Annotated in this window: 19 protein-coding genes and 1 riboswitch; of the genes, 8 read left to right on the top strand and 11 right to left on the bottom strand. The window is 61.2% G+C overall.

What is annotated here, in order from left to right:
* Nucleotides 1-30: 30 nt before the first annotated feature.
* Nucleotides 31-1,110, top strand: coding sequence for an ABC transporter ATP-binding protein (locus tag JHX88_RS20625; RefSeq protein WP_272848132.1), 1,080 nt, complete (start codon nt 31-33; stop codon nt 1,108-1,110).
* Nucleotides 1,111-1,315: 205 nt separating this feature from the next.
* On the opposite strand, the gene JHX88_RS20620 is transcribed toward JHX88_RS20625, so the two are convergent.
* On the bottom strand, nt 1,316-3,061 hold the full coding sequence (locus JHX88_RS20620) for a glycosyl transferase family 90 (RefSeq protein WP_076527791.1): 1,746 nt from the start codon (nt 3,059-3,061) through the stop codon (nt 1,316-1,318).
* A gap of 180 nt (nt 3,062-3,241) precedes the next feature.
* Nucleotides 3,242-3,330, top strand: a riboswitch (glycine riboswitch).
* 148 nt (nt 3,331-3,478) lie between these two features.
* Between JHX88_RS20620 and gcvT the strand changes: the two genes are divergently transcribed.
* The 3 genes from gcvT to gcvP all read left to right on the top strand — a co-directional run bounded on the left by gcvT (nt 3,479) and on the right by gcvP (nt 7,929).
* Nucleotides 3,479-4,603 (top strand): glycine cleavage system aminomethyltransferase GcvT, encoded by a 1,125-nt coding sequence (gcvT, locus tag JHX88_RS20615; protein ID WP_076527789.1) that lies wholly within the window; start codon nt 3,479-3,481, stop codon nt 4,601-4,603.
* A gap of 13 nt (nt 4,604-4,616) precedes the next feature.
* On the top strand, nt 4,617-4,973 hold the full coding sequence (gcvH, locus tag JHX88_RS20610) for a glycine cleavage system protein GcvH (protein WP_076527825.1): 357 nt from the start codon (nt 4,617-4,619) through the stop codon (nt 4,971-4,973).
* 121 nt (nt 4,974-5,094) lie between these two features.
* Nucleotides 5,095-7,929, top strand: a complete 2,835-nt coding sequence (gene gcvP, locus JHX88_RS20605) for an aminomethyl-transferring glycine dehydrogenase (protein ID WP_076527787.1) — start codon at nt 5,095-5,097, stop codon at nt 7,927-7,929.
* Nucleotides 7,930-8,324: 395 nt separating this feature from the next.
* On the opposite strand, the gene JHX88_RS20600 is transcribed toward gcvP, so the two are convergent.
* The 8 genes from JHX88_RS20600 to JHX88_RS20565 all read right to left on the bottom strand — a co-directional run bounded on the left by JHX88_RS20600 (nt 8,325) and on the right by JHX88_RS20565 (nt 17,114).
* The gene (locus JHX88_RS20600; RefSeq protein ID WP_076527785.1) at nt 8,325-9,083 is read right to left on the bottom strand and encodes an HpcH/HpaI aldolase family protein; all 759 of its coding nucleotides are present in this window, start codon (nt 9,081-9,083) and stop codon (nt 8,325-8,327) included.
* Between the two features lie 32 nt (nt 9,084-9,115).
* The gene (locus tag JHX88_RS20595) at nt 9,116-9,826 is read right to left on the bottom strand and encodes a ribonuclease activity regulator RraA (protein ID WP_076527783.1); all 711 of its coding nucleotides are present in this window, start codon (nt 9,824-9,826) and stop codon (nt 9,116-9,118) included.
* 21 nt (nt 9,827-9,847) lie between these two features.
* A complete protein-coding gene (locus tag JHX88_RS20590; protein WP_076527781.1) occupies nt 9,848-10,591 on the bottom strand; it encodes an SDR family oxidoreductase in 744 nt (247 codons plus the stop codon).
* Nucleotides 10,588-11,487 carry a dihydrodipicolinate synthase family protein gene (locus JHX88_RS20585; RefSeq protein WP_076527779.1) on the bottom strand — a complete coding sequence of 300 codons (900 nt, stop codon included), beginning with the start codon at nt 11,485-11,487 and terminating at the stop codon, nt 10,588-10,590. Before JHX88_RS20585 ends, JHX88_RS20590 begins: the two co-directional genes overlap by 4 nt.
* An 11-nt stretch (nt 11,488-11,498) precedes the next feature.
* On the bottom strand, nt 11,499-13,238 hold the full coding sequence (gene araD, locus JHX88_RS20580) for an L-arabinonate dehydratase (RefSeq protein ID WP_076527776.1): 1,740 nt from the start codon (nt 13,236-13,238) through the stop codon (nt 11,499-11,501).
* A 170-nt stretch (nt 13,239-13,408) separates the two neighbouring features.
* Nucleotides 13,409-15,634 (bottom strand): TRAP transporter permease, encoded by a 2,226-nt coding sequence (locus JHX88_RS20575; protein ID WP_076527773.1) that lies wholly within the window; start codon nt 15,632-15,634, stop codon nt 13,409-13,411.
* On the bottom strand, nt 15,631-16,110 hold the full coding sequence (locus JHX88_RS20570; RefSeq protein ID WP_076527771.1) for a DUF1850 domain-containing protein: 480 nt from the start codon (nt 16,108-16,110) through the stop codon (nt 15,631-15,633). The genes JHX88_RS20575 and JHX88_RS20570 overlap by 4 nt, the downstream gene beginning before the upstream one ends.
* Before the next feature lie 23 nt (nt 16,111-16,133).
* Nucleotides 16,134-17,114 carry a TAXI family TRAP transporter solute-binding subunit gene (locus tag JHX88_RS20565; protein ID WP_076527769.1) on the bottom strand — a complete coding sequence of 327 codons (981 nt, stop codon included), beginning with the start codon at nt 17,112-17,114 and terminating at the stop codon, nt 16,134-16,136.
* A gap of 141 nt (nt 17,115-17,255) precedes the next feature.
* Between JHX88_RS20565 and JHX88_RS20560 the strand changes: the two genes are divergently transcribed.
* Nucleotides 17,256-18,005, top strand: coding sequence for an IclR family transcriptional regulator (locus tag JHX88_RS20560; RefSeq protein ID WP_076527767.1), 750 nt, complete (start codon nt 17,256-17,258; stop codon nt 18,003-18,005).
* A gap of 119 nt (nt 18,006-18,124) precedes the next feature.
* Here JHX88_RS20560 and JHX88_RS20555 read toward each other — a convergent pair whose 3' ends face one another.
* Nucleotides 18,125-18,901 carry a slipin family protein gene (locus JHX88_RS20555; RefSeq protein ID WP_076527765.1) on the bottom strand — a complete coding sequence of 259 codons (777 nt, stop codon included), beginning with the start codon at nt 18,899-18,901 and terminating at the stop codon, nt 18,125-18,127.
* A 2-nt stretch (nt 18,902-18,903) separates the two neighbouring features.
* Entirely contained in the window at nt 18,904-20,361 is a 1,458-nt protein-coding gene (locus tag JHX88_RS20550) for an NfeD family protein (protein ID WP_272848131.1), read from the bottom strand.
* Between the two features lie 164 nt (nt 20,362-20,525).
* Here JHX88_RS20550 and JHX88_RS20545 point away from each other — a divergent pair, with 164 nt between their 5' ends.
* From JHX88_RS20545 to JHX88_RS20535, 3 genes are all read left to right on the top strand, one after another.
* Complete coding sequence (locus JHX88_RS20545) at nt 20,526-21,371, top strand: fumarylacetoacetate hydrolase family protein (protein WP_076527763.1); 846 nt, start codon at nt 20,526-20,528, stop codon at nt 21,369-21,371.
* Nucleotides 21,372-21,471: 100 nt separating this feature from the next.
* Nucleotides 21,472-23,196, top strand: a complete 1,725-nt coding sequence (locus JHX88_RS20540; protein ID WP_076527761.1) for a chloride channel protein — start codon at nt 21,472-21,474, stop codon at nt 23,194-23,196.
* Complete coding sequence (locus JHX88_RS20535; RefSeq protein ID WP_076527759.1) at nt 23,183-24,238, top strand: ABC transporter substrate-binding protein; 1,056 nt, start codon at nt 23,183-23,185, stop codon at nt 24,236-24,238. The genes JHX88_RS20540 and JHX88_RS20535 overlap by 14 nt, the downstream gene beginning before the upstream one ends.
* The last annotated feature ends 12 nt before the right edge of the window (nt 24,239-24,250 follow it).

Here is a 24,250-nt window from a genome sequence, read left to right as displayed (position 1 = left end):
GAAAACCTTAGTGAAAGAATCGCGCACCTCGTGACGACGCCACCCCGATTGGAGGTTCAGAACCTGATCCGTGCCTTCGATGGGCAGCGGGTCGTCGATGACGTAGGGTTCTCGGTCGAAGCCGGACAGGTCGCTTGCCTGCTCGGCCCTTCGGGCTGCGGCAAATCCACGACGCTCCGGCTTGTCGCAGGGGTGGACCTGCCCGATAGCGGGCGGATCTTCGTGGATGGCAAGCCGGTTTGCGACGGCAATATCCACATCCCGCCTGAACGCCGGTCTGTTGGGTTGATGTTCCAGGATTTTGCACTCTTTCCGCATCTTCCGGTCAGCGAGAATGTCGCCTTCGGGCTCAAGGGCGGCTATTCCACCAATCGTGCCCATGTTGGCGAGTTGCTCGAACGTGTGCGGATGTCATCCCATATCGACAGCTATCCGCATGAATTGTCGGGCGGAGAACAGCAACGCGTCGCATTGGTCCGTGCCTTGGCACCGCAGCCCCGTGTCTTGTTGATGGATGAACCCTTCAGTGGCCTGGACGAGCGTTTGCGCGATGGGATTCGCGATGAAACGCTAGCCCTGTTGAAAGAGGAAGGTACCGCCGTTCTGCTGGTCACGCATGAGCCGGACGAGGCAATGCGCATGGCCGACCAGATCCTGCTGATGCGGGACGGGCGGATTGTACAGCAGGGTGCGCCCTATAACCTGTATAACGCGCCAGTGGATCGTCAGGCTGCTGCATTTTTCAGTGATATCAATATATTGACTGGTGAGGTGCAGGGGGCCCTGACCGAAACGCCCTTTGGGCAATTCCTGACCCCCGGTGTTCCCGATGGCAGCGAGGTGGAGATCGTAATCCGTCCTCAACACTTGAGAATCGATTTCGACCGCGCCGGTCAGGGCCCGGCCCCGACACCGGAAAACGGCACCGCGGCACTGGCCCGGGTGATACGCGCCCGCTATCTGGGGCGGGAGTCGCTGGTCGAGTTCACGACCGATCAGGGCGGCATTGTGCTGAATGCCATCGTGCCGGGCGTCTTTCTGCCGCCTGCCGATACTCCGATGTGGCTGATGCTGCGTCGCGACCGGGTTTTCGTGTTCCCGAGGGACTGAATGCAATTCCGGTCGATTGATTTTAGAGCAATCCATCCCGAAGCTCGCGCAACGCGCGCAGTCGGTGTACAGGTTGTGTACGCCCTGTGCACATCCTGTGCACGGATGTCACAGCCGAATCCCCAGCATTTGCTGGGTAAATCGCATTCCTGTTGCACGAGATGATAGATGCAGCGCACGCAGGCGTTGCGCGGTAGGCGCGCGCCTATTCGCCTTGCCCCGTAGCACGTCGATAGTCCTTCAGGACTTGTTGCAGATGCATTCGCCGCCCCGCCGGATCTGCAAGTTCTTCGCATAGCTTCCGCGCGGCATCCGACATGGCTTGGCATGTATCCGGATTGCCCCGCGCCCAGTCCAGTTTTTCCTTCAGATCCGCCGCGCCCCATTGCAGGGGAATGTAGTGTTTCCACGGACGGAACAGCCCGGAGTGAAACAGCTCCCAACCATCTTCTTCTTTCAGAACAACGGATTGACTATTCGCTGCGACCAGGAAATCCTCGGTCCCGGCATTGCTGCCAAGCGCGATGACATAGCGATGGGAAAACAGGAACTCGTCGTCCGTCTTAGGCGAGATAAGCGATGCCAATCCTGCCTTACGCAGCGCTTTCTCAGCGCGCTTGTCGGGTCGTAATCCTGCATCGACGTTCAGCGAATCCGCATGGGCCGCGACGAAAGCGACGCGAGAGCTAGCCTGCAGATCACGCATGGCATTGATATACTGTGATGAATCTTCTTGAGCACGTAGGACTGCCTCGATCGCATCACTGACCGGGCGGGTCAGGTCGGGCCCGTCGGGACCGGGCGCATAACCGGACAATCCGCCTCGCCAGATCGCGCGATCCGTCTTCTCTGCGAATGTTACCTCGTGGCGCAAGGGCATTCCCGGCAATCCGTCGCTTCCCAACCTGTGTAGCCACGGCATCGGCCACAGGAACACATTTTCAGCCCCGTTACGGCGGCTAGGGGCGATGATCGGCTGAGCGATACCTTGCTCTTCTGTGCTCCCGGCCAGGCAAACACGTCGCATATCCAGATGGTAGATGCCGTGATCTGCAACCTCGGCAATGTCGTTAACCGTTGAAATCGTTGCGCGAATTCCGGGGTATGCCGGAACTGCGTGATACCGCCCCCCTGCGCCGCGCCGGATCGGCAAGAGCTTCCCGTCACGGTCGCGTATCTCGCCTTTGGCCGCGTCGAAACGAGCCAGCTGCCCCGAGTAGGCCCGAAACCCGACAGGCTCAAGCCGAAGCCGGGCGGGGCAGGCGAAGCGAGCCAATTGTTCTGCGATTGCCTCGCGCCGTTCCTTTGGGACCGCGGCGCCGGGATCGGGTGCAGTCAGCATCGCTTCCAGCTTGGGAAGATAGGATTCGCGTTTCCTTTTAACCTTCTTGCCGGGCAGGGCGGGACAGCGCGGCAGATCGAACCAGGGCGACAGGGCGGTCCGGTAATCCTCTGGGGTGGCCTCGTCGATATCGATCTCGATGAATTCCGGCCGGGCCGCGAAATAGGCGCGGCAACCGGCCAGATGCGCGTCCCATTCCTCTTTCCAGATATCGGCCAGATCCCTGACGGATACACCTAAAATCTGTGCGTAGGCGCGGGCATAGCTGCCGCCCCGATGCATGTATCGACTGATGATCCAGTCCTCGACCCGGCGCGTGTTCAGCAAGAACACCGAGCCGGGAAAGCTTTGATCGAGATAGGCATATTCCTTGAATGCCTCGACCACCGGCATGTTCAGGTAGCGGACCGATTCCATGTCGGTAAAGACGACCGTGTCATCTGCCCATTTCTGCAATGGCGGGCGTCCGATCAGCTTTGAATAGGCGATATCCTCGGCCAGATCGCCTTCCAGCCAGTGAACCGCGGGGATGTTGTTCATGTCGAAAAGCTGCGCGATGAAGGTCGTGCCGCATTTATTGAAACCGATCTGAAAGAACTTGCGGGGCATGACGCACCTTTGGGGGGACCGAGCCGTAAACCTGGCGACAATCGTGATTGAAATGCGAGGGTTCTGGGTCAGGCGGACTGCCTTGTCAACGGAAGGGCCGCCCTGATCAACCGCTTGTCATCCGGATCGGATCTACGACAAAAGGCTTGCTTTGCCGCTGCACTGCAGCTAGCACTCGGATCACGGAATTCGGGAGAACCCGGCGTCAGCCGGTGCCGAAGGAGCAGCCGCCCCGGCGAACTCTCAGGCAAAAGGACCGTTTTCGTGAAGAACTCTGGAGAGTGGCCGTAGTCCGGCCCGCCGAAGGGATAATGATCTCAGGCGCCCTGACAGGGCAAGGACAGAGGGGGCATCGTCACGCGGGCAGGGCGCCCGTTCAACCGATGCCGGACTGCCGGCAAGACAGAAGGAGGCCGCATGGCCGAAGAACTGCGCCGGACCGGGCTTCATGATCTGCATGTGGCGAAAGGTGCCCGCATGGTCCCCTTCGCAGGCTGGGAAATGCCCGTACAATATCCGATGGGCGTGATGGGAGAGCATCTGCACACGCGGAGCCATGCCGGTTTGTTCGATGTCAGCCATATGGGGCAAGTTCTTGTTTTTCCAAAGGATGGCAAACTCGAAACAGCCGCGCTCGCATTGGAAAGCCTTATCCCCGCCAATGTCCTGGGCCTGACCGAGGGACGGCAGCGCTATGGTCTGTTCACCAATGATCGGGGTGGGATTCTCGATGACCTGATGTTCGCCAATCGGGGCGATCACTACTTTCTGGTCGTCAATGCCGCTTGCGCAGAACAAGACATCGCACATCTGCACACGCTTGCCGATGTGGACATTCGCCCGGTTACCGATCGCGGCCTGGTGGCACTTCAGGGGCTCGAAGCTGCTGCGGTGCTGACCCGGCTGGTGCCCGGAGTCGCCGAGATGCGCTTCATGGATAGCCGCAGTTTCGACTGGAATGGGAGTGAGCTGTGGATCTCACGCTCGGGCTATACCGGAGAGGACGGGTTCGAGATCTCGGTGCCGAATGATCGTCTGATCGCTTTCGCCGAAGACCTGCTGACGCATCCCGAGGTTGCGCCTATCGGGCTGGGCGCGCGCGACAGTTTGCGGCTTGAGGCGGGGATGCCGCTTTATGGTCATGACATGGATCAGATGGTGACGCCCGCCGAGGCCGCTTTGGGCTGGTCGATCCAGAAAATCCGCCGCACCGGCGGTGCACGCGCGGGAGGCTTTCCCGGTGCGGAACGGATTCTGACCGAGTTGGCGGATGGTCCTGCCGTCACACGCCGCGGTCTGCGCCCCGAAGGACGCGCGCCGATCCGCGAGGCTGTAACCATCTTTGCCGGGGAAAGCGGAGGCGAGCCGATCGCGCAGGTAACCTCGGGAGGGTTCGGTCCTTCCGTGGGTGGCCCTGTCGCGATGGCAATGATCGATCCTTCCATTCCGGACGGAACCACTCTTTATGCCGAATTGCGTGGTAAACGGCTCCCTGTTACCGTTACCACGCTGCCCTTCATCACGCCGTCTTACAAACGCTGAGGAGCAACCCATGCTGAAATATACCGATGACCACGAATGGCTGCGCGCCGAGGGCGACGAGATCATCGTCGGGATCACCAAACATGCCAGCGAGCAATTGGGCGATGTGGTCTTCATCGAACTGCCAGAAGAGGGCAGGGAGGTCGAAGCCGGCGAAGAGATTGTCGTGATCGAATCCGTCAAGGCCGCCTCCGATATTACCGCTCCGGTCGCGGGTGTGATCACATCCGTGAACCGCGACCTTGCCGACAATCCCGGCAATGTGAATGAGGATCCGATGGTCGCGTGGTTCTTTCGGATCAAGCCCACCGAAGATGGCGTTCTGGATGGGTTCATGGACGAAGCGGCCTATAACGACCTGGTCGGGTAAGAGCGGGGGCCAAGCCGGGGGCGCGGCCCCCGGACCCCCGGGATATTTTTATGAAGAAGAAGCCGGATGATCCTTGGCCAGAATTCAGGGTCAGGGCAGATATTTGGAGCAAAACACACGCATGACCCGTTGGAACCCAACCGACTATAATCCTGACGATTTCGCGAACCGCCGTCATATCGGTCCGTCTCCGGCCGAGATGGCGGAAATGCTGAAGGCGGTGGGGGCCGACAGTCTGGACACGCTGATAGATCAGACCGTGCCAAAGGTGATCCGACAGGCGCAGCCGCTGGACTGGCCCGCCCTGTCCGAAGCTGCATTATTGGCCCGGATGGAAGAAGTCGCGGCGAAGAACAAGGTCATGACCAGCCTGATCGGGCAAGGCTATTACGGGACTGTCACGCCTCCGGCTATCCAGCGGAATATCTTGGAGAATCCCGCCTGGTACACGGCCTATACACCCTATCAGCCCGAGATCGCGCAAGGGCGGCTCGAGGCATTGCTGAATTTTCAGACCATGGTGGCCGATCTGACCGGCCTGCCCATCGCCAATGCCAGCCTGCTGGATGAGGCGACGGCAGCAGCCGAGGCGATGGCGATGGCCAAGCGGCAGTCGAAATCCAAGGCCAATGGGTTCTTTATCAGTGAAAACCTGCATCCGCAGACCATTGCCGTGATCGAAACGCGGGCGGCTCCGCTGGGGATCAAGGTGATCCGGGGCAAACCAGAGGAACTCGATCCCACTCAGGTCTTCGGGGCGATCTTCCAGTATCCGGGGACCTACGGCTCTATTCGCGACCTGTCCGCAGACTGCGCCGCCCTGCATGAAGCGGGCGCGCTGGCCATCCTTGCCACCGATCTGTTGGCGCTATGTCTGCTGAAAGAGCCGGGAGCAATGGGGGCCGATATCGCCGTTGGTTCCGCTCAGCGCTTCGGCGTGCCGATGGGCTATGGCGGTCCGCACGCGGCCTTCATGTCCTGCCGGGACGAGTTGAAACGGGCGATGCCGGGCCGGATCGTAGGCGTCTCCGTCGATGCGTCAGGCAACCAGGCTTACCGGCTGTCGCTGCAGACCCGCGAACAGCATATCCGGCGCGAGAAGGCGACCTCGAATGTCTGTACGGCGCAGGCATTGCTGGCCGTGATGGCGTCCTTCTACGCGGTATTCCACGGACCAGAAGGGCTGCGCGCGATTGCGCAGCGTGTGCATCTGAACGCGGTGACGGTGGCGAATGCGCTGCGTGCCGCCGGGGCCGAGGTTGAGCCCGATGCCTTTTTCGATACGATTACTGTCCGGGTCGGCGTGGGGCAGGCGGGGATCATCGCTGCCGCCGAGCAGCGTGGGATCAACCTGCGCAAGGTTGGCCATGACCGCGTCGGGATCTCGATCGACGAGACCAGTGACGACGGGGTCATCACGCGCCTGCTGGACGCTTTCGGGATCGGGGAGGCCGCAGAACCGGCAACTGCCCCCGCGATCCCTTGGGAATTGCTGCGGGAAAGCGATTACCTGACCCATCCGGTCTTTCACATGAACCGTGCCGAATCCGAGATGATGCGGTATATGCGCCGCCTTTCGGACCGGGACCTGGCGCTGGACCGGGCGATGATTCCGCTTGGTTCCTGCACGATGAAGCTGAACGCAGCGGCCGAGATGATGCCGATCACATGGCCGGAATTCGGAGCCCTGCATCCCTTCGCGCCGCGCCATCAGGCTGCGGGCTATGCCGAGGCCATCGCCGATCTGGACAAGAAGCTCTGCGAAATCACTGGATATGACGCCTTCTCCATGCAGCCCAATAGCGGGGCGCAGGGCGAATATGCCGGGCTGTTGACCATTCAGGCCTATCACCGCGCAAATGACGACGATCAGCGCAATATCTGCCTGATCCCGATGAGCGCGCATGGCACCAACCCGGCCTCGGCTCAGATGGCCGGGATGAAGGTCGTGGTGGTCAAGTCCGCGCCCAATGGCGATATCGACCTTGAGGACTTTGCCGACAAGGCCGCGAAAGCAGGGGACAAACTTGCGGCGATCATGATCACCTATCCTTCAACTCATGGCGTCTTCGAGGATACCGTTCGCGAGGTCTGCAAGATCACCCATGACCATGGCGGGCAGGTCTATATCGACGGCGCGAACATGAATGCGCTGGTTGGCCTGGTGAAGCCCGGAGAGATCGGCGGCGATGTCAGCCATCTGAATTTGCACAAGACTTTCGCCATTCCGCATGGCGGCGGCGGTCCCGGCATGGGTCCCATCGGCGTCAAGGCACATCTGGCGCCACATCTGCCGGGCGACCCGCGCGAAGACGTCTCGGGGGCGGTCAGTGCCGCGCCATTTGGCAGCGCCTCGATCCTGCTGATTTCATGGGCCTATTGCCTGATGATGGGCGGAGAAGGGCTGACGCAGGCGACAAGGGTGGCGATCCTGAACGCGAATTACATCGCCAGCCGACTCTCGGCGGCTTATCCGATCCTGTTCATGGGCAACCGGGGACGGGTTGCGCATGAATGCATTCTGGATACCCGCCCCTTTGCCGAACATGGGGTGACCGTGGACGATATCGCCAAACGATTGATCGATAACGGTTTCCATGCTCCGACAATGAGTTGGCCCGTGTCGGGAACGCTGATGGTCGAGCCGACAGAAAGCGAAACCAAGGCTGAGATTGACCGCTTCATCACGGCCATGCTGGCGATCCGGGACGAGATCACCGAGGTGGCCGAAGGCCGAATCGCCGTTGAATCCAGCCCGCTGCGGCACGCCCCCCACACGGTCGAGGACCTGGTCGCCGAATGGGACCGGCCCTATAGTCGCGAGCAAGGCTGTTTTCCGCCCGGAGCATTCCGCGTGGACAAATACTGGCCTCCGGTCGGGCGGGTGGACAATGTCTTTGGCGACCGGAACCTAGTCTGCACCTGTCCGCCGCTCGAAAGCTACGCGGCGGAATAGAGCCACCGATTCGAAGACGCAAATTCGTGACGCAACGCCAGCGCGCGTTGCGTGCGACACCATGCGCAACAGCTGGGGCGCTTTACCCAGCAAATGCCAGGTTTTTGCCTGTGACATCCGTACACCGAATGTGCACAGCGCGTACACAAGCTGTACACAGGCAACGCGCGCCGGGCGAAGATTCCCTTCACATTCGAGCCAAGTAGCAGCGGTCTTGCAACCAAGCCGGAACCGACGCGCCAAATCCAGTATGAAAAACATACTGGACCGGGTTGCGATGAAAACGGCTCGCTTCTTCTTCATGCAAATATCCCACGGGGGTCCGGGGGTGTGAAACCCCCGGCCGTCGCTGGACGCAATCCTGCGGCCTCCCGGCCAGTCGCGGCTTTACAGTATTATTTCAGCTCGCTGACCATCCGGTCCATATGCCGGGCCAGAAGCCAGGCATCGCCCGCGATGGCAACGAACTCGATCCCGTCGGTTTCGAAATAGCCCCTGGCGGTTTCTTCGCCATAGCCCAGGATACCGGCGGGAAGCCCTGCTTCGTGGATCAGGGTCACGGCCTCGACGATCTTGGCGCGCACCTCGGGGGCGGCACTGTTCCCGGCATGTCCCATCGAGGCGGCAAGATCTCCCGGCCCGATGAAGATCGCATCGACGCCCTCGACCGCGGCAATCCGGGGGATATTGGCGATGGCCTGAGGGGTTTCGACCTGCAGGATGATGCTCATATCCTCGGTATAGGTTTGCAGGTAGTCCTTTTGCCGCGCATAGCGATTGGCCCGCACCGTGGCCGAGATGCCGCGAATACCGTGCGGAGGATAGCGCGTCCAGCTGACCGCCTGCTGCGCGTCCTCGGCGGTCTGGATCATCGGGAACATCAGGTTGCGCGCGCCGATATCGAGCAGCCGCTTGATCATCACCGGTTCGGAAAAGGGCGGGCGGACGACGACCTCGGCCCCGCCGCCGGTCGCGGCGCGCAAATGGTCGCTGATCTGCGACAGGTCGCCCGGCGAATGCTCCATATCCACCAGCAGCCAGTCCGCGCCGGATTGCGAGGCGATCTCGGTCACCGTGGGCGAGCAGAGCGACAGCCAGAAGCCCGGCAATCTGCGGCGTTCCCGCAACGCCGCCTTGAAGGGATTGCGCGTCATGTCAGAAATGTCCTTTCGCCTGTGCGGGCCGATCAGCGCCCGTTTTCTTGCCGCCACTTCTCGAATGCCGCGCGATGTTCGTCCCGCGTGCAGGGATAGAGGCCGATGATGCCTTCGCCGTCGCGCACCCGCTCGATCACGAAATCCTCGTAGGCGCTCATCTCGACCGCCTCGTCGGCGACCTCGCCCGCCAGATGCGCCGGGATCACGATGACGCAATCGGCGTCGCCCACGATGATGTCGCCGGGAAAGACCGGGGCATCGCCGCAGCCGATGGGCACGTTCAGTTCGATGGCTTCGTGCAGGGTGAGGTTGGTCGGGCTCGAGGGCCGCTGGTGATAGACCGGCATGTCCAGCTTGCCGATGGTGTCGGCATCGCGGAAGCCGCCATCGGTGACCGCCCCCGCGCCTCCGCGCTTCATCAGCCGGGTCAACAGGATATCGCCTGCCGAGGCGGCGCGGGCATCCTTGCGGCTGTCCATGACCAGCACATGGCCTTCGGGACAGGTTTCGATGGCGACGCGCTGCGGATGGTCGGGGTTGCGGAACTCGGCCAGTTGATTGCGGTCCTCGCGCGCGGGCATGTAGCGCAGGGTGAAGGCGGGGCCGACCATGTTGGCACCCTTGTGCCCGATGGGGTGCACGCCCTGGATCACCTGGTGACGCAGCCCGCGCTTGAACAGCGCGGTGGCCAGTGTCGCCACCGAGACGCTTTTCAGCTTGTCGCGAATTTCCTGGTCCATTTCCTTGTTCCTTTCTTGCGGTCAGCCTCGTCCGACAAAGGGCATATTGGTTGCCATGACGGTCATGAACTGGACATTCGCCTCGGCGGGCAGGCTGGCCATATGCAGGACCGAGCGGGCGACCTCGGCGGTATCCATCGTGGGCTCGGGCCGGACCGATCCATCGGCCTGCGGCACACCCTGTGTCTGGCTGGCGGTCATTTCGCTCAACGCGTTGCCGATATCGATCTGTCCGCAGGCGATGCCGAAGGGGCGGCCATCCAGAGACAGGCTGCGGGTCATGCCCGTCACCGCGTGTTTCGAGGCGGTATAGGCGATCGATCCCGGACGCGGCGCATGGGCCGAGATCGAGCCGTTATTGATGATCCTGCCGCCCCGCGGATCCTGCCGCCGCATCTGCGCGAAGGCGGCGCGGGCGCAGAGGAACATCCCGGTGATATTCACATCGATGACCCCGCGCCATTTCTCCAGCGTCATCTCGTCGATCAGGACGGATTTCAGCCCGGCCCCGGCATTGTTGAACAGCGCGTCGATCCGTCCCCATTGCGCGGCGGCGGCATGAAAGGCGGCGTTTACCTGATCCTCATCGGTGACGTCGCAGGGCAGGGGGAGCGCGCCGTCGTGATCCCCTGCGGTTTCCTTGAGCGCATCGGAGCGGCGTCCGATCAGTCCGACCTTCCAGCCCTTGTCGAGGAACAGCCGGGCCGTGCTGCGCCCGATGCCGCTTGACGCGCCGGTGACGATGATATGGCGGGGTGTATTCATGTCAGGCCTGCGGTGGCGAGGAATTCGGACATTTTCGCCTGCTGCGCCGTGGTCAGGGGCCAAGCGGAAGGCGGGCGGGTGGGGCCGCAATCATGGCCGGTCGCCTGCAGCGCGGCCTTGACGCCGGTTACATTGGTGCCGTTCAGTTCCTCGGCGCGGATATCCTCGAAGGGTTTCATCCCGGCGATGAGGTTGTTGGCCTGCGCGTAGTCTCCGGCCTCCAGCGCGGCATGGATGGCCAGCGAGCGTTCGGGCCAGATATTGATCAACCCCGAGGTGAAGCCCCGCGCCCCGACCGCATAGAAGGCGGGGGCCCAGATCTCGGCCAGCCCGCCGACCCAAACTATCGAGGGATCGCAGGCCGCCTTGGCCGCCGCCAGTTTCAGCGGATTCGGGGTGGCCCATTTGACGCCCCTGACGCCGGGCAGGGCGCAGAGATCGGCGATGGCCTGCGTGCCAATGGCGTCGTTGCGCAGATAGAGCATGATCGGCAGCCCGTCGCCCGCATCGCTGATCGCCTTGATATAGTCCACCGTCCCACGTGGTGACACGAAGGGATCGGGCGGCTGATGGACCATCAGCGCCGCCGCGCCGGCCTCGGCCGAGGCTTTTGCCAGGGCACAGGCGTCGCGGATGCCGCGGCCCACCCCGGCCAGAAGCGGTGCGCGTCCGGCGATCATCGCTGCGACCTCGCGGACCATGGTGATGGCTTCCCCGGTGGTCAGGGCGTAGAATTCGCCGGTATTGCCATTGACCACCGGGATATGCATCCCCGCCGCAAGTGCCCGGTCGATGATCGGGGGCAGGCGATCCGGCGCGATCTCTCCATCCGCGTCATAGGGGGTCACGAGAATGCCGGAAATGCCGGTGAGGGCCTGGTCGAGTTCCTTGGTCATCCGCTTTCCCTTCAGAAAATATCCGGTTCGCCGGCGGCGTTCCCGAAATCGGCTTCGAGGAAGTCGAAATCGCAGCCCTGATCCGCCTGCGTGACATGGCGTTGGAACATATAGCCATAGCCGCGCTGATAGCGGGGTTCGGGCGGGGTCCATTCGGCGCGGCGGCGGGCAAGCTCATCTTCGTCCACGAGCATGTCCAGCCGGCGCGCGGGCAGATCCAGCCGCACGGTATCGCCGGTTTTCAGCAGTGCCAGAGGGCCGCCGACATAGCTTTCGGGGGCGACATGCAGCACGCAGGCCCCATATGACGTGCCGGACATGCGGGCATCGGAAATCCGCAGCATGTCGCGATGGCCCTGCTTGATCAGCGCCTTGGGGATCGGCAGCATTCCCCATTCCGGGAAGCCCGGTCCGCCCTGTGGCCCCGCATTGCGCAGCACCATCACGTGATCCGGGGTTATCTCGAGGTTTTCGTCATCGACCGCCTTTTTCATCTCGGGATAGCTGTCGAACACCAGTGCCGGGCCTTCATGGACATGGAATTTGGGATCACAGGCGGCGGGCTTGATGATCGCGCCGTCGGGGGACAGGTTTCCGCGCAGTACGGCAAGCGAGCCCTCTTGGTAAACCGGGTTCGACAGGGGGCGGATCACATCGTCATTATAGACCTCGGCCCCTTCCAGGTTGTCGGACAGGCTGCGTCCGGTGACGGTCAGGGCGCTGCCGTCCAGCCGGTCCTCGATCTGCTTCATCAACGCGCGCAACCCGCCCGCATAGAAGAAATCCTCCATCAGGTAATCCTTGCCCGAAGGCCGGACATTGGCGATCAGCGGTGTCACCCGGCCCAAATCGTCCAGATCGTCCAGGTTCAGGTTGATGCCCGCGCGACGGGCCATGGCGATCAGGTGCACGACGGCATTGGTCGAACAGCCGGTGGCCATGGCGACGATGGCGGCGTTGCGCACGGATGCATCGGTGATGATCCGGTCGGGGGTGAGATCCTCCCACACCATCTCGACGATGCGCCGCCCGCAGGCTGCGCCCATGCGCTGATGGCCGCTATCCACTGCCGGGATAGAGGATGCGCCGGGCAGGGTCAGACCCATCGCATCGGTGATCGCCGTCATGGTCGAGGCGGTGCCCATGGTCATGCAGGTGCCCGCAGAGCGTGCGATGCCGCCCTGCACGCCAAGCCATTCCTCGTCGCTGATATTCCCGGCGCGGCGCTCGTCCCAGTATTTCCACGCATCCGACCCCGAGCCGAGGATCTTGCCGGCGTAATGGCCGCGCAGCATCGGACCGGCGGGCAGGTAGATCATCGGCACCCCGGCCGAGATCGCGCCCATCACCAGCCCCGGCGTGGTCTTGTCGCAGCCGCCCATCAGCACCACGCCGTCCAGCGGGTGCGAGCGGATCATTTCCTCGGTCTCCATCGCCAGCATGTTGCGATAGAGCATCGAGGTCGGCTTGGTGAAGCTTTCATCGACCGAGAGCGAGGGCAGTTCGACTGCAAAGCCGCCTGCCTGGAATACGCCGCGTTTCACATCCTGCGCGCGCTCGCGGAAATGGGCATGACAGCTGTTGAGCTCCGACCAGGTATTGAGAATGCCTATGACGGGTTTGTCGCGAAAATCCTCTTCGGCATAGCCAAGCTGCATCAGCCGCGAGCGATGCCCGAAACTGCGCAGATCATCCGGCGCGAACCAACGTGCGGAACGCAGATCGGCTGCGGTTTTGACTCTGTCTCCCATGCTGACGAACCTCCCTCGCCTCAATCAACGCGCCTATGTATGCGTTTTCATAAGGAGAGGGTCAAGGCGGGGTAATTGCGAGTTCGCTCAACATTCATATTACATATGATCTTACTTGGAGGCCTTGGATATGATTTCGGACCATCCTGATGTATACGTTATCATTGGCCTTAGCCGTCCTCTGCCATGCCCGCTTTGACGGGCCGCATCAGCACCGCCAGCACGATCAGCGCGCCGATCGTGATCGCAGCCCAATGCGTGGAGATCAGGAACAATCCGCCCAATGTGAGCAGGATCTTTTCGACCAGCACCAGATCCCGGCGGAACCAGCCGATATAGGCCGCCGATAGCGCCAGGATACCCATCACCCCCGATAGCAATGCGGTGACGAATTCCAGCGGGGTGAAATCGACGAATAGCAGGTTTGGCGCATAGATGAACATGAATGGCACCAGCGCCTTGCCCATCGACAGCCGGAACGCCGTTGTCCCGGTCGTCATCGGCTCGCTTCGCGCCAGGCCGGCCGCCGCATAGGCCGCAAGCGCCACCGGCGGCGTCACATCGGCGAGAACGCCGAAGTAGAACACGAAGAAATGGGTTGCGATGAGGGGCACGCCGAATTCGGTCAGGGCCGGGGCCGCGATCGAGGCAAGGATGATATAGGTCGGCGTGGTGGGAATTCCGGCGCCCATGATGATGCAGGCGAGAGCCACGAAGATCAGGCCGAAGAACAACGCCATTCCGTTCTCGGAAAGCAGGCCGGTGAAGTCGAGCCCGATCACGAAGCCCGCCACGTCATGGGCCAGCTGCACCACTGCGGCAGAGAACTTGAAGCCCAGCCCGGTCAGCGTGGTCATGCCCAGAAGGAAGCCAACACAGGCACAGGCCGCGCCGATCGCCAGCGCGAATTTCGCCCCATCCTCGAAGCCCCGTATCAGGCGCGGCGGCGTCAGGACGGTCGAGGTGTCCATCGTCCGGTTGCCGAGCGCATGCATCAAGAGCGGCACGTACGAGAAGATGATCGTCAGGATGATGCCCCAGAAGGCGGCCAGGAAGGGCGTATATTGCATCAACAGCATCGCCACCATCACCGTTAGCGGGACGAACAGATGCCATGACCTTGCCACGACTGCGCCGAATTGCGGGATCTTGTCCCCGGATAATCCCTTCAGCCCGAGACGCTTGGCCTCGAGATGCACCATCAACAGGATGGCGATATAGTGGAAGGCCGCCGGGACGATCGCGATCAGGATCAGCTCGTTATAGGGCACGCCCAGCATCTCGGTCATGACGAAGGCAGAGGCCCCCATGATCGGCGGGGTCACCTGTCCGCCGCATGACGCCGAGGCTTCGACTGCGCCGGCGAAGCGCCCGGAAAACCCCGATCTTTTCATCAGCGGAATGGTGAAGGCGCCGGTCGTGACCGTGTTGGCGATGGGAGAACCGGAAATCATTCCGAAAAAGCTGGAGGACACGACCGACACCTTGGCCGAGCCGCCCGAGGCGCGACCGGCGATGATCGTGGCAAGGTCGATGAACAACTGCCCTAGACCGCTCATCTGCGCCAAAATGCCGAAGAGCACGAAGTGGAACACATAGGTAGCGACCACGCCAACAGCGACGCCATAGATCCCTTCGGTGCCGACAAAAAGATGGTTCACGATACGGGTGATGCCATAGCCACGATGGGCAAGGATACCGGGAAGATATGGCCCCAACAGCGCGTAGAGCAGGCAGCCGATCCCGATATAGGCGAGCATCGGTCCCATCGTCCGACGGGTCGCCTCGAGCGTCATGACGATAGCGATCAGGCCGATCATGTAGACGGGATCGGGCGGACTTCCGACATTCTCGATGAAGATATGTTGGAAGAAGATTGTCAGATAGGCCGAGAAACCCGCGCCGAACGCGGCAAAGGCCCAGTCACGCAGTGCCACTTTTCCGGGCTCGGCCCCGGGTCGGTTGAAAGGCAGGGTCAGAGCGATCAGAACCAGCATGACGCCGGTGAACACGAATTTGAGCGAGCTCGCGGGCAGTGTCTGGACCAGGCTGTAGAGCAGATAGAGATAGAACCCTGCGAAGATCAGGGATTGCACCCAAATCCGCCCGGTAGGTTGCGCACGCTTTCGTGGAAAGACGAGGAAGATCAGCCCCATGACGAAGGCCAGGTGGATCGTCCGGTGCATGACCTCGTTCAGCAGACCGAAGCCCGCGGTATAGACGTGAAAGAGCGACAGGATGACCGAGGCGACGGTCACGACCATCGCGGTTGGGCCTGCAAGGTTCCTGAAATTCGATTCGGAGTCATATTCCCGAACCAGCGCCTCCACCTCGTCAGCGGTAAGCTCACTTTCGGCCTTGCCCCGGTTCGAGGAGCGATTGTCTTCGTTGGTCAATGCGGTTTCTCCTCGTCGCAGAGGGCAAGGGTCAGCGCCTTGTGGCCCAGATCGGCCAATGGCAGGTCGGACCCGGCAATATGAAGGGTGTTCTCGAACTGCGCCTGAATGCGCAGCGGGATGGGTCCGGTGCGGCGCGACATCTCGAGGATGAACTTGCCTTCTTCCTGCCGCCAGCCGGTCGCATCCATGTCATTGGCGATCGACGGTAAACCGGCGCCATGCGCTTCGAATATCTCGGAGGTCTGCAGGATCTCACCATTCTCGATGTGGTAATTGTCGATCACCGGCGTATCCGAAACGGAGTGGATGAAACTGAGCGAAAAACGGTTATCCGGTCCCAGTGACCGCCGCGCGATTTCTCGGCCTTGCCCGCGAGTCTCTGACAGGCACAACCAGACAGTTCCGCTTGCGGAAGCCGGTAGAGGGGCAAAAGGCGCAAAGGGGATGGCCGCAATAGCCGCCATCCCCATCATCCGCAGTTTCCTGCGCAAAGACATTACTCGGGGATGCCCTTTTCGGTGTAATATTTCTCCGCGCCCGGATGAACCGGGATCGAGACGCTCTCCAGCGCCTTGTCGAGCGAGATCTGCTTGCCCATCGGATGGACCTGTCCCAATGTCTCGGTGTTCTCGTAAAGCGCCTTGGTCACGGCATAGACCAAATCTTCCGGCACATCCTCGTGGGCGGCCCAGATCGCGCGCACGGCCAGCGTTTCCACATCGGCATCCACGCCCTTGTAGCTATCGGCAGGAATCACGGAATTGGCATAGTAAGGCTGGGTTTCCTGCAGCTTCGCAATGGCCGGTCCGGCCAGCGGGACAATGCGGATATCGTGGCCATTGGCAAGATCGGTGACCGAGGATGTCGGCAGTCCGGCGGTGATCAGAGAGGCGTCCAGGTTGCCGTCCTTGATCTTGTCCACCGACTGCGCGAAGGAGGAATAATCCTCGGACACATCCTCCCGGGCCATGCCGTGGGCTTCCAGCAGATCGCCCAGAAGTTGCCACTGACCCGAACCGGGCGAGCCAGAGGAAACGGATTTGCCCTTCAGATCCTCGAATGTCTCGATTCCACTATCCGCCCGGACCACCAGTTGCACGGTCTCCGGATAGAGCGCGCCGATGGCCCGCAGGTTATCCAAGGCGCCATCTTCGAACTGGTTCACGCCGCGGTAGGCAGCATCGAGGATATCGGCGGCCACGAATGCGGATTCGATCTCGCCGCGCCCCAGCAATTGCGCATTTGCGACCGAGGCGTTGCCTGTCTCGGCTGTGGCGGAAACCTTGGTGTCAGGCAATTCCGCTGTATTCGAGATCAACTGCGCCAGCATCCCGCCAAGCGGATAATAGGTGCCGCCTGTCCCGCCGGTCGCGATGCCGAAGAAGACACGGCCCTGCGCAAGGGCGGGTGCGGATGCGATTCCGGCCAGCGTTGCCGCAGCCGTGGTGCCGAGGAATTGGCGCCGGGAAAATGTCATGGGATGTCCTCCTTGCTCAAGGGCATTTCGTTTCTGCGCGAAATAGTCAAAAGAACTTGCCGGGCAGAATATGCGGTAGAGGCGATCTTGACGTTATGTTTTCGCATGTCAATGTCAGTTTTTGAATGCGAAAGGATCTGAATGCCGAAGGAACCCGATTACCGTTCCAACTCCCTATTGCGCGGCCTGAGCATTCTTGAATGTTTCGATCACCGCCGTCCGGAAATGACGTTGAGCGAAATCGCCGAGGCGATCGAAGTGACAAGCTCTGCCGCATATCGTTTCGTGGTGACACTGGAACGCGAAGGCTACCTTACCCGGCAGGACAATCATTACAGGCTTGCGCCACGGGTCATGGATCTGGGCTATCGCTATGTGTGCTCGCTGGATGTCTACGATATCGCGCGCCAACCTGCGGACCAGCTTCGCAACGAGACGGGCTTCACGGTGCATGTATCGGTGCTGGAGGGGACGGAGATCATCTATGTTTACCGGGCATTATCCGATCGCTCGATGGTTTCCAACGTTCCGGTAGGTACGCGCCTGCCCGCGTTTTCCACGACCATGGGCCGGGTGATGTTGAGCGATCTTTCGGAAGAGGAGCTCGACCGCCGCTTCGCGGATTATCTGTTTGCTCCGATGAGCGACAAGGCCCCGGCGAGCTTGGTCGCCCTCAAGGCACTTCTGACAGAGGATCGGACCCGCGGCTATGTGGCGCAAAGCTCGCATCTGGCGACGGGCACGTTTTCCATCGCTGCGCCGCTCGTCTCGCGCCAGGGTAGGTATGTCGCAGCGCTGAACCTTTCAGGTCATGAAATGCAATTGCATCCAGATTCCGCGCTGATCGAACGGGTTCGCGCAACGGCACGGACCATCTCTGAGATGCTTTGACCGAATCCGACCTTGGGAGAATTGGCATCTTTTCCTTTTTGCGTGATTGCCTTGTGATCATCGCCTGTCGAGGGCGCTGAATTTACTTGTCTCAACGCCGCGCGAGACCTGCGAAAGGCTCACATCTTGTCCTTCTTCCCCTTGCCCATTCCCTGCGGCAAAAGATCGACGGGAAGCGGAAACACGATCGTGTTGGTCTTCTCGGTCGCGATGTCATTGAGTGCGTTGAAAAAGCGCAACTGCATCGAATTGGGCTGCGCCGCGAGCAACTTGCCGGCTTCTACCAACTTGGCTGCGGCCTGCTGTTCGCCTTCGGCGTTGATCACCCGCGCCCGCCGCACTCTTTCGGCCTCGGCCTGTTTGGCAATCGCCCGGACCATGCTTTCGTCGATATCGACATGCTTGATCTCGACATTGGCCACCTTGATGCCCCAGGCTTCGGTCTGGCGGTCGAGGATCTCCTGGATGTCCACATTCAGCTTGTCACGCTCGGCGAGCATTTCATCCAGCTCGTGTTTACCCAGGACCGAACGCAGTGTGGTTTGCGCCAACTGGCTGATCGCGGCCGCGAAATCGGCGACATTGATGATGGCGCGTTGCGGATCGACGATCCGGAAATAGATCACCGCGTTGACCTTGACCGAGACATTGTCGCGGCTGATCACGTCCTGGCTTGGCACATCCTCGACAAACATTCGCAGATCGGTTCGCACGACCTGCTGAACGAAGGGGATCAGGAACACGAGGCCCGGCCCGCCGATCCGTGTGAAACGCCCCAATGTAAAGATCACGCCGCGCTCGTATTCGCGAAAGATATATATGGCGTGGTAGAGGACAAGGGCCACCAGCACGATGGCGACGAACTGGAATATCCAGTCAAATATATCGATTTGCATGATTAACCTTTCCTTTCCGGCGCTCCTGCGCCCGGGTCGGCTTCGACGATGAGCGTAAGGCCCGTGACCTTACGCACGCGAACCGTCTGACCGGGTGTCAGACCCGTGGCACCCTCCGCATGCCAGCGTTCACCATCGGCCCAGACGAAACCTTCCCCGCCGGACCATTCCTGGACACTGGCCGGACTGTTGAGCATCCGCATCCGGCCGCTGACCACCGGCACGCCTCTATAAGAGCGCAGGGTGAAGCCCAGAAGCAGTACGAGAACAGCGCCGCTGACCGCGGCCATGGTGCCGATCATCCACCATGAGATCTGATAGGCGGGCTCATCCGTGTCGATCAGCATGGACGCCCCCAGAACGAAGGCGGCCAGCCCGCCAAAACCGAGGATGCCGAAGGTCGGCGTCAGCGCCTCCACCACCATGAAGGCAATGCCTAGCCCGATAAGCGCCAGCCCGGCATAATCGAGCGGCAGTTGATTGAGCGCATAGAGCCCGAGCGTCAGGCTGATTGCCCCGACGACGCCAGGAACCACGGCACCGGGATTCCAGAATTCGAAGATCAGCCCATAGATCCCGATCATCATCAGGATCAGCGCCACGTTTGGATTGGACAGGATGCTCAGGATGCGGGTGATGCTATCCATCTCGATGGTTTCCACGGGCAAATCCGCAATATTCAGAACCTGCGCTGCGCCGGCGACCTCGACCCTTCGCCCATCCGCTGCGGCAAGAAGCTCTTCCACATCTCTTGCCACGAGATCGATCACATCCATTTCAAGCGCTGCGTTTGCCGAAAGGCTGGCGGCTTCCCGCACGGCGCGTTCGGCCCAATCGGCGTTGCGATCATGCATCTCGGCCAGGCTGCGGATCAGGGCCACAGCGTCATTCGTGGCCTTGGCGGTCATGGCGTCCTGCGGTTTCAGGCCGTCGCTCTCTTGTTCTGAAGTCTTTTCTTCGGATGTGCCGTCACCTTTCTGCCCGTCGTCCGGGTCGGTTTCTTCCTCAGGAGAAGAGCCGGGAAAACCTTCCGGCATCCCACCAATCTGCACGGGGGTGGCAGCCCCCAAATTGGTTCCTGGGGCCATTGCGGCCACATGTGTCGCATAGAGAATATAGGTTCCCGCGCTGGCGGCATGCGCGCCGGAAGGCGCGACATAGCCGATCACGGGAACATCCGAAGCGAGAATCTCTGAAATGATCTCGCGCATCGCATCCGCCAGGCCACCGGGCGTATTCAGCCGCAAGACCACAGCCGCCGCCGCCCGTTCCTCGGCGAGGCCGATGACACGGTTGATATGCTTGACCGTCGCCGGTCCGATGGGACCCTCGATCGCAGACATGAGCACTATGGAACGGGCGTCGGTTTCGTCAGTCTCTTGCGCCGCCACGGGGAATGCAGCCATCATCAAGACGGCAATGGCCGCAACGAGGCGACGCAGCCGCTTGAAATGTGGCACTTTCGCCTCCCTGATAACAATATAGGCGGCGCTCGGGCGCTCAACAATGCCCTGGACCAATCAATACGGCCACCGCGGAGACAGCATGTGGGGGGTGGCATGGGCCTTGTGCCGATAATCGATGGCGGCTGGACTATCCCGCCAAGAACGGGAAGGGTGAACATATGAAACTGATCCGCTATGGCGCACCGGGTGCCGAGAAACCCGGACTGATCGATTCGGATGGCAAGCTGCGTGACCTTTCCGCAAGGGTTGCCGATATCGGCGGGGACGCGCTGTCCCCCGGTAATCTCGCGGTGCTCGCATCGACCGATGCGCAGACATTGCCGCTTGTCGAGGGTAACCCGCGCATCGGCCCTTGTATCGCCGGCGTCGGAAAATTCATCTGCATCGGCCTCAACTATGCCGATCATGCCGTGGAAGCCGGGATGGATGTACCGTCCGAGCCTGTCATATTCATGAAGGCAACATCGGCAATTTGCGGGCCCGATGACGATCTGATCATCCCGCGCGGTTCGGAGAAAACCGACTGGGAGGTCGAACTTGGCATCGTCATCGGCAAGACGGCGAAATATGTGAGCGAAGCGGACGCGCTGGACCATGTGGCTGGCTATTGCGTTTGCCACGATGTGTCCGAGCGCGCATTTCAGAACGAGCATCAGGGTCAATGGACCAAGGGTAAATCCGCTGACAGCTTCGGGCCGATCGGTCCATGGCTGGTGACGAAAGACGAGATCGCCGATCCGCAGAACCTGCCATTGTGGCTGAAGGTCAACGGTCAGACCATGCAGGATGGCTCTACCAGGACCATGGTTTACGGTGTGGCGCATCTGGTCTCTTACCTGTCGCGCTTCATGTCGCTACAACCCGGAGACATCATTTCCACCGGCACTCCGCCCGGAGTTGGCATGGGAATGAAGCCGCCGCGCTATCTGAAAGCCGGCGATGTCGTGGAACTTGGCGTCGAGGGGCTGGGCAGTCAGAGACAAAACTGCGTCGCGGACAGGTAGCCGGAACGGACGCTCGGAACACCGCTTCACCGCCAGGCGATATCATCGAAGCCATTCACGAATGATTGACCGCTGAATACAATCGGGACACGATGCCTGCATGGATCGAGGTTCCAAGTCGCAGGGTCTTGCCGAAGTTTTCCGGCGTGTGCCGATACTTTGTGCCGTTGCAATCGTGATTGGAAGCATCGCCTCCCTGGGGGCGCTGCTCTTCGTCGAAGCAGTCGGCTGGATGAATGATGCGCTGCTGATTTCTCCCCGCAGCCGGGTGCAATGGGACGGAAACACGGTATTTCTTGCCGCCGCCACCGTGCTTGTACCCACAATCGGCGGTGCCGTGGTCGGATTGCTTGTCAGGCAATCTGGCGGGCGGCCATTGGGGCCGCCGGATGTCATCGCCGCCGTTCAGCTTGCAAATCCCTTGCCAGCGCCACGCCACGGGTTCGGCTCGACATTGGCCGCCGTCATTTCGTTGGGAAGCGGGGCATCGGTCGGTCAATATGGACCAATGGTCTATCTTGGTGCGCTGATCGGTGGACTGATCCGACGATTTCGGCTGGCAATCCCCGATCTTCCCGAAATAGGCATCGCATGCGGCGTGGCTGCGGCTATCGCGACGGCGTTCAACGCGCCCATCGCCGGAATGGTCTTTGCGCATGAGGTCGTATTGCGCCACTACTCTACCCGCGCCTTTGCACCAGTGACCATTGCGGCAACGACCGGTTTCGTGACCGCCTCACTGATCTTCGAACGCGAGCCGCTGTTCCTCGTTGCCTTCGAAGGCGTGCGGTATTGGCACGAGTTTCTTCTCTTTGCCCTGCTTGGTGTCGTCGGGGCAGTGACCGCGATATGCTTCATGCATTTGATCTTGCGGATGGCCAGATTGGCTGCCGCGTCTTCCTTGCCCGGCTGGTTGCGCCCGGCGGTCGCAGGATTGGGGGTTGGGCTGACTGGACTGTGGTTGCCGGATATTCTGGGCATCGGCAACGAGACATTGCGCTTCGCCACCATTCCGGGCGCTTTCGGCACATCCGAGCTGGCGATGATCATCGCGGCCAAGATTACCCTCAGCGCGCTTTGCATCGGCTTTGGTTTCGCCGGTGGAGTGTTCAGCCCGGCGCTCCTGATCGGGATCCTATTGGGTGCGTTCTTCTGGGCCATCTGGGCGCCATTCATGCCGCAATCCGGGGTTGCGCCTTATGCGCTGGCCGGGATGATGGCCTTGGCCTCGCCGATTATCGGAGCGCCGCTGACCTGCATCCTGATCCTGTTCGAATTGACCCATAATTACGACATCACCATTGCCGCGATGGTGTCGGTCGTAATCTCGAACATGATCGGCCATCGCGCCTTTGGCCGCTCGCTTTTCGACCGGCAGCTCGCTGGCCGCAACATCATCCTGCAACAAGGACGGGATCGCGCCCGCATGGAGGCGCAAACTGTCATAGGATTGCTGCGCAATGATTTCCCGACCTGCCGAATGACCGACGGCGCGACGCAGATATGGGCAATGTTGCAGGGCCGCAATACGGCATTTGTGTTGGATCAGGCGGGTCGGTTGGCCGGCACCGTCTCGCTGGCCGATCTGCGGGATGCGGTGGACACCGCTTCCGTGGCTGAGGTGATGCGCCCCGCGTCACTGGTCTTCGACAAGGCAACCAGCATTTTCGCCGCCATGGCGCGGCTTGGTGATTTCGTCGGCGATGCCGTGGCCGTCATCGACGAGTCGGGGCGTTATCTGGGCGCAGTTCCCGAGGCGGCATTGATCCGGGCCTATCTCGATTTATCCGGGCGCTTGCGCGAGGAAGAGAATGCCGCGCTTTAGTTCGACCCCAATCCTTGCCCTGTTGCTGTCGATGCCGGTCTCGGCAGAGCCGCTGAATGTGGTCAGTTGGGGCGGCGCATATGAGGCGGCGCAGAAAGAGGCGATCTTTGAACCTTACAGCGAGCAAACCGGAGAGGAGCTGGAGATCCATCAATATGCCGGAGAGCCGGATGGGCTGACCACCCGCGCCGCGTCGGAAAACTGGGATGTTGTCGACATGGTCGAGGATCAGGCGATCGCGGCATGTGAAAGAGGAGATATCCTTCCCCTCGATCCAGACGAACTGGGTCTTGATCCGGACGACTTCTCTCCTGCTCCGATCCGGCGTTGCTCTGTGCCTCATACAATCTTTGCGACGGTGATGGCCTATGACGACCGCCGTTTCCCGGGAGTGAAGCCGAACTCGATCGAGGATTTCTTCGATACGGAGCGCTTTCCAGGTGCGCGTGGGCTGGAGAAACGCCCCGATGTCATCCTTGAATGGGCACTGTTGGCCGAAGGCGTACCTGCGATACAGGTTTATGATCTGTTATCCACTGAAAGAGGGCTCGATCTGGCCTTCCGCGCGCTCGACCGGATTCGCGATGATATCATCTGGTGGCAGAATCCGGCTGAGGCCGCCGAAATGCTCGCAGATGGCCGAGCTGTCATGGCGTCAGGATATAATGGCCGCTTTTTCGCGCTGAAACACGAGGAAAAGGCGAATATCGCGATCCTGTGGGACGGCCGTATCATCTCGAACGATGCATGGGCGATTCCGGCCAGTTCGCGCAGGCAAGAGGCGGCCAAATCCTTTATCGCCTTCGCTGCGCGGCCGGAGCCGATGGCAGCGCTGGCATCTCGTATCCCCTACGGCCCGTCTCGTCCCGATGCCTTCGAACGCATCGGCCTGAACCCGCTGGATGCGACCCCGATGCGGCCCCATTTGCCCAATTCCCCCGAACATGGTTCACGCATGCTGGTTCGCGATTCCGAATGGTATGCGCATACGCATGAGCTGCGCATGCGCCGCTTCCGCGGCTGGCTGAAAAATGACAGGTGATGTCGTCATGTG

The organism is Paracoccus saliphilus, assembly GCF_028553805.1.
In the GTDB taxonomy this organism is placed as follows: domain Bacteria; phylum Pseudomonadota; class Alphaproteobacteria; order Rhodobacterales; family Rhodobacteraceae; genus Paracoccus; species Paracoccus saliphilus.
The sequence above is the reverse complement of the archived record's forward strand: the minus strand, read 5'-3'. Positions and strand labels throughout refer to the sequence as shown.

What these genes read in the sequence shown, in the direction of transcription:
- JHX88_RS20620 (WP_076527791.1), bottom strand. Translation starts at nt 3,061, where the DNA reads ATGCCCCGCAAGTTCTTTCAGATCGGTTTCAATAAATGCGGCACGACC.
- gcvT (WP_076527789.1), top strand. Translation starts at nt 3,479, where the DNA reads ATGGCCGAAGAACTGCGCCGGACCGGGCTTCATGATCTGCATGTGGCG.
- gcvP (WP_076527787.1), top strand. Translation starts at nt 5,095, where the DNA reads ATGACCCGTTGGAACCCAACCGACTATAATCCTGACGATTTCGCGAAC.
- JHX88_RS20600 (WP_076527785.1), bottom strand. Translation starts at nt 9,083, where the DNA reads ATGACGCGCAATCCCTTCAAGGCGGCGTTGCGGGAACGCCGCAGATTG.
- JHX88_RS20595 (WP_076527783.1), bottom strand. Translation starts at nt 9,826, where the DNA reads ATGGACCAGGAAATTCGCGACAAGCTGAAAAGCGTCTCGGTGGCGACA.
- JHX88_RS20590 (WP_076527781.1), bottom strand. Translation starts at nt 10,591, where the DNA reads ATGAATACACCCCGCCATATCATCGTCACCGGCGCGTCAAGCGGCATC.
- JHX88_RS20585 (WP_076527779.1), bottom strand. Translation starts at nt 11,487, where the DNA reads ATGACCAAGGAACTCGACCAGGCCCTCACCGGCATTTCCGGCATTCTC.
- araD (WP_076527776.1), bottom strand. Translation starts at nt 13,238, where the DNA reads ATGGGAGACAGAGTCAAAACCGCAGCCGATCTGCGTTCCGCACGTTGG.
- JHX88_RS20570 (WP_076527771.1), bottom strand. Translation starts at nt 16,110, where the DNA reads ATGATGGGGATGGCGGCTATTGCGGCCATCCCCTTTGCGCCTTTTGCC.
- JHX88_RS20565 (WP_076527769.1), bottom strand. Translation starts at nt 17,114, where the DNA reads ATGACATTTTCCCGGCGCCAATTCCTCGGCACCACGGCTGCGGCAACG.
- JHX88_RS20560 (WP_076527767.1), top strand. Translation starts at nt 17,256, where the DNA reads ATGCCGAAGGAACCCGATTACCGTTCCAACTCCCTATTGCGCGGCCTG.
- JHX88_RS20555 (WP_076527765.1), bottom strand. Translation starts at nt 18,901, where the DNA reads ATGCAAATCGATATATTTGACTGGATATTCCAGTTCGTCGCCATCGTG.
- JHX88_RS20545 (WP_076527763.1), top strand. Translation starts at nt 20,526, where the DNA reads ATGAAACTGATCCGCTATGGCGCACCGGGTGCCGAGAAACCCGGACTG.
- JHX88_RS20540 (WP_076527761.1), top strand. Translation starts at nt 21,472, where the DNA reads ATGGATCGAGGTTCCAAGTCGCAGGGTCTTGCCGAAGTTTTCCGGCGT.
- JHX88_RS20535 (WP_076527759.1), top strand. Translation starts at nt 23,183, where the DNA reads ATGCCGCGCTTTAGTTCGACCCCAATCCTTGCCCTGTTGCTGTCGATG.